The sequence below is a fragment of the Psychrobacter immobilis genome (assembly GCF_904846285.1).
Lineage (GTDB): Bacteria > Pseudomonadota > Gammaproteobacteria > Pseudomonadales > Moraxellaceae > Psychrobacter > Psychrobacter immobilis_D.
Window position 1 is genome coordinate 420,325 of sequence record NZ_CAJHAD010000001.1, and the last position, 12,327, is coordinate 432,651.

At 43.5% G+C, this 12,327-nt stretch carries 12 protein-coding genes; 3 read left to right on the forward strand and 9 right to left on the reverse strand.

What is annotated here, in order from left to right:
- Positions 1-88: 88 nt before the first annotated feature.
- The 8 genes from JMX13_RS01845 to dnaQ form a co-directional block, all read right to left on the reverse strand.
- Positions 89-442 carry a DUF3144 domain-containing protein gene (locus JMX13_RS01845; protein ID WP_193031653.1) on the reverse strand — a complete coding sequence of 118 codons (354 nt, stop codon included), beginning with the start codon at positions 440-442 and terminating at the stop codon, positions 89-91.
- Between the two features lie 135 nt (positions 443-577).
- Entirely contained in the window at positions 578-1,744 is a 1,167-nt protein-coding gene (gene metK / locus JMX13_RS01850) for a methionine adenosyltransferase (RefSeq protein WP_201609176.1), read from the reverse strand.
- Between the two features lie 144 nt (positions 1,745-1,888).
- A complete protein-coding gene (locus JMX13_RS01855) occupies positions 1,889-2,485 on the reverse strand; it encodes a DJ-1/PfpI family protein (RefSeq protein WP_201609177.1) in 597 nt (198 codons plus the stop codon).
- Between the two features lie 105 nt (positions 2,486-2,590).
- Entirely contained in the window at positions 2,591-3,286 is a 696-nt protein-coding gene (nth, locus tag JMX13_RS01860; protein WP_201609179.1) for an endonuclease III, read from the reverse strand.
- A 53-nt stretch (positions 3,287-3,339) separates the two neighbouring features.
- Entirely contained in the window at positions 3,340-4,191 is an 852-nt protein-coding gene (locus tag JMX13_RS01865) for an RnfABCDGE type electron transport complex subunit B (RefSeq protein WP_201609180.1), read from the reverse strand.
- Between the two features lie 162 nt (positions 4,192-4,353).
- On the reverse strand, positions 4,354-5,415 hold the full coding sequence (gene nudC / locus JMX13_RS01870) for an NAD(+) diphosphatase (RefSeq protein ID WP_201609181.1): 1,062 nt from the start codon (positions 5,413-5,415) through the stop codon (positions 4,354-4,356).
- A gap of 86 nt (positions 5,416-5,501) precedes the next feature.
- Positions 5,502-7,184, reverse strand: coding sequence for a hypothetical protein (locus JMX13_RS01875; protein ID WP_201609182.1), 1,683 nt, complete (start codon positions 7,182-7,184; stop codon positions 5,502-5,504).
- A gap of 175 nt (positions 7,185-7,359) precedes the next feature.
- A complete protein-coding gene (gene dnaQ / locus JMX13_RS01880) occupies positions 7,360-8,997 on the reverse strand; it encodes a DNA polymerase III subunit epsilon (protein WP_201609271.1) in 1,638 nt (545 codons plus the stop codon).
- 305 nt (positions 8,998-9,302) lie between these two features.
- Here dnaQ and JMX13_RS01885 point away from each other — a divergent pair, with 305 nt between their 5' ends.
- The gene (locus tag JMX13_RS01885; protein WP_413786294.1) at positions 9,303-9,860 is read left to right on the forward strand and encodes a hypothetical protein; all 558 of its coding nucleotides are present in this window, start codon (positions 9,303-9,305) and stop codon (positions 9,858-9,860) included.
- A 68-nt stretch (positions 9,861-9,928) separates the two neighbouring features.
- Entirely contained in the window at positions 9,929-10,234 is a 306-nt protein-coding gene (locus tag JMX13_RS01890) for a hypothetical protein (protein ID WP_201609183.1), read from the forward strand.
- A gap of 108 nt (positions 10,235-10,342) precedes the next feature.
- Here the strand turns inward: JMX13_RS01890 and JMX13_RS01895 are convergent, their stop codons facing one another.
- The gene (locus tag JMX13_RS01895; RefSeq protein ID WP_201609184.1) at positions 10,343-10,753 is read right to left on the reverse strand and encodes a YkvA family protein; all 411 of its coding nucleotides are present in this window, start codon (positions 10,751-10,753) and stop codon (positions 10,343-10,345) included.
- 274 nt (positions 10,754-11,027) lie between these two features.
- Here JMX13_RS01895 and JMX13_RS01900 point away from each other — a divergent pair, with 274 nt between their 5' ends.
- Entirely contained in the window at positions 11,028-12,311 is a 1,284-nt protein-coding gene (locus tag JMX13_RS01900; RefSeq protein ID WP_201609186.1) for an LD-carboxypeptidase, read from the forward strand.
- Positions 12,312-12,327 lie beyond the last annotated feature (16 nt).

Sequence of the window (12,327 nt, forward strand, 5' to 3'; positions counted from 1 at the left end):
TATTAGAACAATAAAAAACCCAAGCTTATAAGGCTTGGGTTATTTATGTTACTTCTTAATAAAATTCTTGAATAAGATTTTAGAAAGCTTACTGTGCAGGTTTATCATCTTTATTAAGCTGTACATACTTATCAAAATTTTGTGCGTAGTCAGTCAAGTTATCGCTTAGCATTTGGCGATATTGTTTGGTATAAAACTCAACGATATCGTCTTTTTCTTTGGCGAAATCATCACCCTTTACAAAGCCAATCGAGGCAACTGACGCACTATAGCGTGCCGCCGCATAAAGCAGTGACGCGCCTACTTGACCTGAATGTGCTTCAGGGCCTAGTTGACTGTTTGCAACGCCAATAATCGCATCAGCACGCTGATAAAAGGCTTGCATCTCAGGGGTGATTTCAAGAGCGGCATCAATATCGTCATTTTGGGCATTGTTTGGCATATTGTCTTGAGACATAAGCGACTCCTAATAAGGGTAAGTAAATTTAAATATATTACGGCAGTCTTTAAACTTAAGAAGGGTAAAGACTGGATAAATCAAAAAATGGATAAAATAGTAAAAAATCTAACCTTAGGCTTATAAACCTGCATCGGCTTTTAAGATTTCTGCTTTGTCAGTTTTTTCCCAGGTAAAGGCAGTTTCAGAACCTTGGCGACCGAAGTGACCAAAGGTTGCCGTTTGCTGGTACATCGGCTGCAATAAATTCAGCATGCGCGTAATACCGTAAGGACGTAGGTCAAAATGGGTACGAATCAAGCTAATGATTTCATCGTTGCTGATTTTGTTAGTACCAAAAGTATTGATTGAAATCGAAGTCGGTTCAGCAACCCCAATCGCATAGCTCACTTGTAACTCACAGCGATCTGCAATACCGGCAGCAACGATGTTTTTGGCCACATAACGCACCGCGTAAGCAGCGCTGCGATCGACTTTTGAAGGATCTTTACCGCTAAATGCACCGCCACCATGACGCGCCATACCGCCGTAAGTATCAACGATAATTTTACGACCAGTCAATCCTGCGTCACCAACAGGACCACCAATGACAAATTTGCCCGTTGGATTGATATGATAGCGTGTACCGGCATGCAATAAATCTGCTGGCAATACTTGCTTAATAATAGATTCCATTACCGCTTCTTGCAGATCTGCTTGCGAGATGCTTGGATCATGCTGCGTTGATAAAACCACGGCGTCAATGGCAACCGGTTTATTACCGTCGTATTTAAGGGTCACTTGGGCTTTGGCATCTGGACGTAACCAAGGCAGATCACCGCCACGGCGCAGCTCAGATTGACGCTCCATCAAGCGATGCGCATATTCGATCGGCGCTGGCATCAATACTTCGGTCTCATTGCTGGCATAACCAAACATTAAGCCTTGGTCGCCGGCACCTTGTTCTTCAGGGCTGCTACGATCGACCCCTTGAGCGATTTCTGGCGACTGCTTACCGAGCATATTAATAACGGCACACGTCTCACCATCAAAACCCAAGTCTGAGTGATGATAACCAATGCCGTTTACCGTATCACGCACGATACGTTCAACGTCGATATTGGCAGTCGTGGTGACTTCGCCTGCCAGTATCACCGCGCCAGTCTTAACTAATGTTTCGCACGCCACACGAGCATGGATGTCTTGACGTAAAATGGCATCAAGGATAGCATCTGAAATTTGGTCAGCCATTTTATCAGGATGGCCTTCGCTCACAGACTCTGAGGTAAATAAATTATATTCGCGCATAGTGGGATCGCTTAATTGCAGGGACTGTAATATATAAAATCAGTCATTATTAAATGTTAACGGAAAATAGAAGGTAAAAGTGAATCAAAAAATTATGATATTTTACCGTGAATCGAGGTAAAACTCTAGTGTCAGCCATGACGGCTAACAATTGTAGAAATCATCGAGGCGGCTGTCTTCTTGCCAGCGGTATTCTGTATAGTCAGCGACTTCTTTTGCGCTATCGCGACCTTGTCTATCAGCAATAAAGCCAAGCGCCATATCCATGCCAGCCGTGACACCTGAAGAAGTATAAAACTTGCCATCTACCACCCAGCGCGCCTGCTTTATCCAATCAACCTGATCTGATTGTTCGGTTACCCATTGCCAAGCACGCTTGTTTGACGTGGCTCGTTTATGGTCTAAAATGCCTGCCTTCGCCAATAAAGCACTACCCGTACAGACGCTAAGTACCCAGTCGGCGTTATCAGCGAGCGTTATCAGGGTATGCAAAAAACTACTATCATTGATGAGTGGACGTGTACCTTTACCGCCGACGACCAATAATATATCCGTTTGCTGGGCTAACTCTGCTACTGCGACAGTTTGTAAGGCAACACCATGATGGTTATGAATGATACCACCTTTCATTGACGCAAACTGAATGCGAAAATCGTTAGGTAAGCTACCAAATAGCTCAATAGGCCCAAATAAGTCCAAGGTTTCAAAGTCGTCAAATACGAGTGCGGTCAGGGTCTGCATTCTGCTTCCTTAAATTAAAGTATTAAGTCGAAGTGTTTAGAAAGGAGATGTTTAAAAGTTTTTAAGGCTCTAAAAGTCTTTAAAGCTCTAAATATTTAAAAGCCTTTAAAGCTCTAAAAATGCCGCTTTGTCCTTAAACATACATTCTTCATAAACAGGACAAGCGCCGCATTTTGGGGTGCGAGCCTGACAAGTATAGCGCCCATGCAAAATCAAGTAATGGTGAGCATCAACGATAAAGTCATCGGGGATACGTTCGAGCAGTTTTTTCTCAACGATTAAGACGTTTTTACCTGTTGCAAGTCCCGTACGATTGCCGACACGAAAGATATGGGTATCGACCGCCATCGTCGGCTGCCCAAAGGCGGTATTTAACACCACATTCGCCGTCTTCCGCCCGACACCCGCTAGAGACTCTAAGTCTTTACGGTTATCAGGGACGGTGCTATCAAACTTCTCAATCAAGTCGCGGCAGGTTTTGATGACGTTTTTGGCCTTGGCATTAAATAAGCCAATATTCTTAATATATGCTTTCAGTCCTTCTTCGCCTAATGCCAAAATGGACTCAGGCGTATTCGCCACCGGATAAAGCTGATCGGTGGCAATATTGACGCTGACATCGGTCGCCTGCGCCGATAATATGACCGCGATAAGCAGCTCAAAGTTACTGTTATAATTGAGCTCAGTTACTGGCTCATCAATCGTCGCAGCCAACTTCTCAAAAAACGGGCGCACATCACGATTGGGCATACGCCTCGATGGCGGTGTATCGGCAGTTTTATGTTTAACAGTTTTACTCATGGCATTTTTACCATTACTTTATTTATTGGTTATTCAGAAGCAGATATTTGCTATTAAAGTTGCGCGAGTTCTGTTTGTAATCCTTCGAGTTCCAGTTGTTTACTGTCATTTGGACGTACGCTAAGCTGCTTTTCTAACTTCTTAATTTTACTGCGTAGTTTAGCGGCGGCAATGGTGTTTTTTGCTTGTGCTTCGCTGATATTTAACGATTGACTGGCGGCATTATTCAGTTTTGCCTCCACCATGCTGACCACAGGTTTGCTATTGCTGCTATCAGCCAGCTGCTCACTGACGCGTCTCAAATGCGTATGATAACGTTGGCGCAAGTCATCTTGTTCAAGTATGCGCTCAGATGTTGATAGGGTACGCTCAACGGTGACTAAGTCAATGCAATCAACCGGGCAGGGCGCGATACATAGCTCACAACCCGTGCACAAGTCCGTAAAAATGGTATGCATGTGCTTGCCAGTCCCGACGATGGCGTCAACAGGGCAGGCAGGGATACATTTGGTACAGCCGATACAATCATCTTCTCGAATCACCGCGCGCACTTCTACTGGACGCTGCGAGCTAGCATCTATCGGCCATTTTGACGGCGCAGCGCTAAATGCTTGTGTATCGCTGCCATCTTGATTGATAATTTGCGCAATCGCATCGGTCACCGGCTGACCGCCGGGTACACACTTATTATAGGGCTCTTTGTCGATAACGATCGCCACCGCATACGGTAAACAGCCATCAGCATGGTCGCAAAGTCCACATTGGGTTTGCGGCAAGCAGGCGTCAATGCGCGCAATCTTTTCTTGGGTGGCGTGAGGTAAGCTCTCTACGTCCAAGCTATCGAACAAAATAGGTAGATTGGTCAGACGGATAAGATTGCTTTTTTTACTCATGGTGCTTTGCATTTAATGTAAAACCTTGATATCAGTGCTAGGTACTGACATTAGAATAAATAGGGTAATAGTAAGGAGCGCTAAATCTGTAAATGAGATAAGCGCTGCTAGATTAAGTCCGTAAACATCCATAAACAATAGCTGCATTTATAAATGCTCTCTTGCCATTATCAATTAAAGTAATATGCCATGCTCAGTAGCAATTTGTGCAATCAGTGCATAAGCAATGCTGCCTTTTGACGGTATCTTTGGCAAATCTGATAAGTCAAAGAAATCGGCATGTGACAGCTCATCTTCTTGTATGACGATGTCACCACCAGCATGCGCTGCCCGAAAGCCAAGCATTAAATTAGACGGAAACGGCCAAGGTTGACTGCTGACATAGCGAATATCTTTGAGGCTAATATTCACCTCTTCTGCCACTTCGCGTACCACAGCATGCTCTAAACTTTCACCGACTTCTACAAAACCAGCAATCAAACCATATTGTAGCGCTTGTTGAGGGGTTTTTTGCTGCCCATAACGGTGATGGTGTGCCAATAATATCTGCATTTCACCCGTTTGCGGATTGGGTCGAGTAATGGCGGTAATGATACATGGCTGCACGCGCGGATACTGGCGTAAGCGGCAAACTTGGCAAACCATCGCGCGCTCACCACGTGAGGCATGCATCACTGGAGCGGCGCAGCGACTACAAAACTGCGTATCTGCTTGCCAACGTAACAGCTGTATGGCTTGACTAAGTTGGTCAGATAACGCGAATGGCAGTTGCGTGATAAGCAGGCGATAAGCAATAAAAGCGCACTCGTCATTATCTAGAGTGTTTCTTTCTTCGCTATTAGTTGTTAAACCTCTATTATTTAGAACATTGCTTTCTAAATTACTATTTTCTGAATCGTCGCTTTCTAAAACAATAGGCAAATCAATATGATGAGCTATGGCATAGTCATAAGTAATCGCTATGGTGGCTTGTGCCGTAAAAGTATTGTCAGTCTCGGTTTTAAAATCGTTCAAACTATCTTCAACTTGACCGCTATCATCGCTAACTAACCAATGATTAGGGGCTAAGCTTTCAAATAGTGTGACTCGTCCAACTTGATAGGCTGGCTGAATGTCATGAGTGTTTAACGCTGTATCATTAACCGACTTTGGTAACTGAATCTCCACAGGCCACCAGCCATTAGGCGTTTGACGACATAAAACCGTCTCGTCACGAAGTATAAAGGCATGGGTCATAGGATAAGTTTCCAAACAATCAAAGACAGACTCATATCCGCTTGGGTAAGAGTCTGTTGAAAATAAGCAGTTAAGAAGCTAAGCACTTAGGCTGCAAGCAGTTGGCTTAAGCTTTGTTGGCCGACATCTAGTGCCTGTTTATTCACAGGACGATTATTCTCAAAACCATCTAAATGATGGTCAACGGCCATAATAACATCGGCGATATAAGCTAAAGTGCCGTCATCTATTCGTGTACCACTATCAATGCGCTGCTGCAAATAACTCGCTAATTGGCTGAGCATACTGGCAGGGGTTGGTAATTGTAAAAAGCGCACCGCACCTGCTACTTGGCGCAGCATCTCAGGGATATTTTGAATATTGAGGATATCACGCTCAGGCTCCGCCAAATAATCATTGATGGCTTGTTCGGCACTGGCAATGGCGGTACGGCTTTCTTGTATTAGCGTATCATACGCTGTGTTTAGCTGATGTAATGAAATATGCGGATTATTCAAAGGCAAATAAATTGCCCCTGGCGTATGCATCTCTGCCATAGCGATAGTGGCATTTTCAGCATGCATTAATGCCAATAATAAATGGTCAAAATCTTCTGGCGTAGGTGCGCGCCATTTGCTCACTGCCTCTGCGGCAGCGTTCAGGCTTTTTGCTGCATTTGCTAAACCCAATAACTGGAACGCTGAACGCAGTTCGATAAGCTGCTCGGTAATTTGCGAGGTTTGCATATCGACAGGATTGATGGAGTCACCGCGTGCGTAGCTATCGACATTTTCTTTAATATTATTGATTTGTGCTTGAATAATAGTGTTTAAAGTGTCAGTTAAAGCACGGTTAGGGCCAAATAAGAAACGCGCCATTTGCTCAAGTTGCGGTGTCTCTAACTGATTGGCAGCATATTGCTCACGCAGGATTTTGGCCTCTGCCGTATCACGCTGGCAAGCAAAGCTAACCAAGTCCGCAAAGCGCGTATCCATTACGGGCAGATAGCTTTGGAATTGCTGCTCTAAGTAAATAAGCGTATGCTTTTGGCTTAAATTTAGCGGTAAGATACTGGCGATATCGGCAACGGCGGCGGTTGCTGCTTGCCAAAACAAACAATTAGAGTTTGCCGCTATCAAGGCGCAAGCTGCTGACATGGCATCCAATTTTTGCTGCTCATCGTCGCTCACATTACCGTCTTGATTTAATAAAGCAACCCCGAGCCCACTACGATAAGCGTAGGTCAGTAAGTCGCTGTCAAGATTAAGCTCGCTAAGGGGTTGAAAGTTGTTCTCAGGATTGGCAATGATGACGCTGCTGCTACCAAAAGTGGAAAAATAATCGGCAGCGATAGATTCGCCTTGCCCGTGAGCATTGAGCTTATTAATGATAGGCAGTAGTAATGTTGGCTCTACCGACTCTGTCAGTAGGACAAATTCAATATAGCGATCAAGCGTCATAATGGCTTCTGATAAGTCCATAATTAGAGCAGTATCGCTATTATCCCCACTATCATACAGCTGTTGTAAACCATGCACGATTGCGTTATTCAGCGCCTCAGCACCGGCCAAAGCAATCAGCTCAAAAATACAAGACAGCTGTTTTAACACAATAATAGAGTCTAACAGTAAAGGCGCTTGGCTATTATCATCATTGAATTCGCCCAAATGAATCTCAGTGTCTTTTAAGATGACGTTAATTTCATCGTGCAATAAATGCAGCGATGGCAAGTTAAAATCAGTCACACTCAAGGTTGGGGCAGTTAATTTCATTTGTGTAGAATGGTTCATAGTTGTTTTTTCCCATGACGTACTGATGAAAATAGCAATAATTTGGAAGATAGATTAAAAAATTATATGAGTAAGATTTCGACCTTTATTGTCATAATAAAGACTAACTGACTTAACTACCAGCATAAGGGGTTATTTTAATAAAAAATGATTTTAATGGTAGTTTTTATAACCGCTACATTTTATCTTTAAGCGCAGGATAATCGTCTGCAAGGGCGGCATACCAGCTTTGATTGGCGCTCTCATTGCTGTTTGACGTCATTAATAAATTGGCCAAATCAGCAAAGCTTGCATGCGCTGTATGTCCGCCATCAGACTGGGCGTCGTCCTCTATAGCAAGGGTCACTTGTCCGCCGGTCATTGCCAAATAAACTTCAGCCAAAATCTCTGAGTCAAGTAAAGCGCCGTGGAAAGTACGGTCTTGCTTACCGACATCTAGGCGGCGAACAAGGGCATCTAGGGTGTTTTTCTGCCCCGGATATTGCTGCTTGGCCATAACCAGTGAATCAGTCACTTGGACGCGCTCAGCAAAGTCATGCATGCCAACTTTAGCGAACTCCATGTTTAAGAAGTTCATATCAAAGGTGGCGTTATGAGCGATGATTTCGGCACCGTCCATAAAATCATACAGCGCCTGAGCGACTTGATCGAAGGTTGGTTTATCGGTTAAAAACGCCTCAGAGATACCATGAATACGAATCACTTCTTCATCCATACCGCGCTGCGGGTTGATATAGACGTGGAGCTTTTCGCCAGTAAATTTACGCCCGATCATCTCTACAATACCGACTTCAATAATACGGTCACCCTTCATTGGGTCAAGACCTGTAGTCTCGGTATCCATAATAAGCTGGCGGTCAGATTCATGACGATGAATAGGTTTTGGCAGTAGCGGTATAAAATACGGATTGGCACGGCTGGTGTCACCATCGAATGTTGGTGTATCAGTTTTTATGCGAGCTTCCGTTTTAGCTTCTACTTCAGTATCCATATTGGTATCTATATCTGACATATCGGTATTTCTCATTGTTTCGCTAGCATTATACTGATGTTGGTTTTCATATTGATGACGGTTTTCTTCGACTAACATGTTATTATTTATAGTATTGTCATACTTATTATCATCGTCTTCTAATACGTTGTTTTCTGCTGTATGGCTTTCTAACTCGGCATCAAGCTCATCATCCATCATATCGAAGCCTAATGGATCAAATTTTAGCCAATCATCACTAGTATTTTGGGTGTTATCGGTCACTATTTGCTCTTTTTTTTTAGCAGACTCTTGTGAGTCTATTTTTGATAAATCTTCACTGCTACAGGTCACGCCCAAATTTGCCAGCTCGTCCGCTTTTTCATTGCCCGCATGACCAGCATGACCTTTGACCCAATGCCAATCAACAGCGCGCTGTTGGCACAGCTCATCGAGTTGCTGCCAAAGATCTTGGTTGGCGACAGGTTTTTTACTCGCCGTTTTCCAGCCCTTTTTTTTCCAGCCCTCAATCCATTCGGTAATGCCTTTTTTGACATAGCTTGAATCTGTCCAAATCTCGAGATTATGCTCGTGTGGAGTATGGGTCAGTGCTTGTATCGCGCCCATCAGCTCCATGCGATTATTGGTGGTTTCTTTATCACCACCATACAAATCCTGCGTGCGTCCATCACTAAATATCAGGTGCGCGCCCCAGCCGCCAGCACCCGGATTACCTTTACAAGCACCGTCTGTATAAGCAACCGTCGTGTTGGGTTTCGCGGCCAACGGATTTATGGCGTTGTTGGTATTAAATGACTGCGCTGAAGTAGAAGTGTCTGACATAAAAGCGTATTGACCTAATAAATGGTAAACGTGGAGCAGGGCGGTTTCGGTAGTGCCGTTTTTACACCAACTAGCACGGTATATTTTAGGGTTGAGTATAGCAAATCTATCCCAGCTATGGGCAGCTGCCATGCACAAAATCGTAAAAGCACAGATGATAGTAGTGATGATAATAGTAACGCGGTGGTTTTCTGTTAAAATGGCTTTGATGATAGTGCGATGGTGCAGTTTTATTGTTTTTTTAATTGTCTTTAATAGTCATGCGCTCAATATCAGCTTTTTATGTCTAAATGCAGGATAACCCTATGATGTCCGTACGCCCAAACGTGTTTTATAAAAGATGGTTGCCCTTGATGGTCGCTATCATGGCAAGTAGCGCGATGTTTTTAAGTGCTTGCAATGATAGTAATACGCAAGCTGATACTAAACAGATAGAAACGACAGCGGATTTATCCATATTTGAAGGCTGCTACACCGTCAGCCATGACGAGCCTGCACAGATAAAAGTTAGCCAACAGGGCGGTGCGTGGGTGATGCAGATGAAAGAGCCAGCAAGTGCCAAACGTGTTTGGGATGATGCTGAGCCGTTAGAGGTTATCGAAAATAGCGAAATACCGACATATTTCTCTATCGACCCTGATAATGTCGATGCGGTCATCGGTCGTCCAGATAGAGTGCTGGTACTGGCGCATGTGAAGCCTGTCTATGCCAATATCGATCCGCTACTTGATAGTGAGTATTTGTCCTATATTTATCGCGGTGCCAATACCATTTACCATATTGAATGTGACGACGTTAATACGGATATTTTAGCCAATCCTCACTCAAACATTGTGATTGATAATGTGAATGACAGTATTTAGCTAAGCGTTATAATTGGGTATTAAATACACCTTTTTTACAAGCAATCCTATTATTAGAGTCAGGCAATATGAATTTTTTTAGTTATGTGGTGTTAGGCGGATTTTCTTATGCGGCGGGTTGGGCGGTCAGAACCTATATCTTAGATAAACAGCCTAAACCTGAGCAGCCTTATAATCTTAAACATCCGGCCATTTTAGCATATCTAGGCGGGTTCTTTATTATTATGCTGATTGTCTCATGGCTCATCGGCCGCTACTTGCTTGGTCATATTGCCGTTGACTTGCCTTTTATCATTGTGAATAGCTTGGTTGCTACCTTTGTGTATTCGTTTGGTCTAAATCCAGAAAAAGCCAACTATGAGGTTCCAGATTAACCTGTATAGATAAATGGCTCATGATTGATAAAAAAGCCACGACTGATAACTTACTTATCGGTCGTGGCTTTTCAAAATACTCATTCCAAGCTTATAGTTGGCGAACGTTTAAGCTTTTTTCTTTAAGTTGGTAGCAGTTTTAACGGCTGATTGGCTCTTCTTCCACGTTTGATATTTCTGCAAATCTTTTTCGATAAGTTTTAAGCAAAAAGTGAGTACTAGCGCATCGTCAATATGACCGATAAAAGGGATAAAATCCGGAATGATATCAATCGGGTTGAGGGTATAAAGTAGACCGACGACGCCCGCTGAAATGGTCTTGTAAGGAATGTCGCGATAATTACCTTTATAGTAATCTTTAATAAGGCTCATAAATAGCATCAAATCTTTAGTGAAGCGTTCAAGGTGGCTGCTATCTTTTAGCTTTGCTTGTAATTTTTCTTCCTCATGAATGATGTACTCTAAATCAGCATCCAAGATGTCATCTTTTTCCTGCTTATCAGTCGCTTTATCAGCCATTATTATTATCCTTATTTAAGCGCAATCGGTATCTTCATACTACAACAAAGTCGTGGCCTGTGCCAATATTGCGTATTATTAATAGCTTGGATTGGGTAGCATTAAGTTTCTGGTGCGTACGGTAGCGAAAAAGTAAATATGGGCAAAGGTTAGGCAACTATCATCACGTGCAAAACGTCTACAATATGCTGTTGTGATATTAAGCAAGTAGATCGAAAACATAAAGATGGTTCAAAAGTATATTAAAATAAAAAAGATAAGGTAGCAGCGAGATATGGGTGCCAAGAGTCAGTTATTAAAAGATGATAAAAGTAAAAATGCTCATACAGCGAGTGAAGCCATCTCTGGACTTAATCGTCGCCAGTTTTTATGTCAAATCGGTATCAGTGCAGGGGCGGGGTTGTTGATGAGCCAAAGCATTAGTCAAGCATTAGCATCCAATACTATTGAGCTAGATAATACGTTATTAACCAAAGACGATTTGCCAACGGTTTTGATGGATAAGAGCCTGCCATCAAAACAAGCAGCACCCGAAACATTGCAGGCGCAAACGAGTTGTATCACACCAAGTATAGAGACACGGCTTTTTGCCAGCTCCAATGTCGGTGGTAGTGACGAGCGCAATCAATTGGCATTAGATCGTTTGGCTTGTGCAGGTTTTAAAGTCGACAATCCTGCGATTACCACTCGGCAGTATTTACGTTTTGCTGGTACGGATTCGCAGCGAGCCAGTGATTTACAAAACATCGCGACGGGTGCGATTAAAGCGCCTAAACTGCTACTTGGCGTACGCGGTGGTTATGGTGCTGTACGTTTATTACCAATGGTTGATTGGTCGACGCTTGGGCGCATTATGAAGGAGCGCGGCACGATACTGGCAGGCTTTAGCGATGTGACTGCGATTCAGTGTGCGCTACTGGCAAAAGGAGGCATGAGCTCACTTTCCGCCCCGATGCTTTATAGTGAGTTTGGTAAAAACAAACCCGACCAAGTTAGCTGCCGACAATTTGTGCAGGCACTAACCAATCCTAATCTAGCTATCAGCATACGTGATGCGTCTTTAACCAGCCCTAATTTACCGAGTATTCTGACAAATTCTGAGCCAAAAACGATAACGGGCACTATTTGGGGTGGCAATCTGAGTGTGGTATCGGCGCTAGCAGGTAGTGAGTATTTACCACGTATTGACGGCGGTATTGTGTTCTTAGAAGATGTGGGCGAGCAAGCCTATCGTATTGAGCGCATGCTGTATGATTTGTATCTAGGAGGCGCGTTTAAAGGTCAGCAAGCAATCGTATTTGGTGCATTATCGAGTACAGGTGAGGACAGTTATGACAAGCGTTATGATGTTGCCACGGTGGTTCGTCAATTGCATAAGCTGACAGGATTGCCTATTTATAGCGGTATGAGCTTTGGTCATATTGGACAAAAACACAGCTTTCCACTGGGGGCAACGTGTCAAATTAGCCCCAATGCAATCGGCGGCTACCAATTAACATTTACGGATTATCCAACAATTAAAGCTGATGCGATTCATGTCGAAGGGTTGTGGCAATAAAATTTAGGTCTATAAA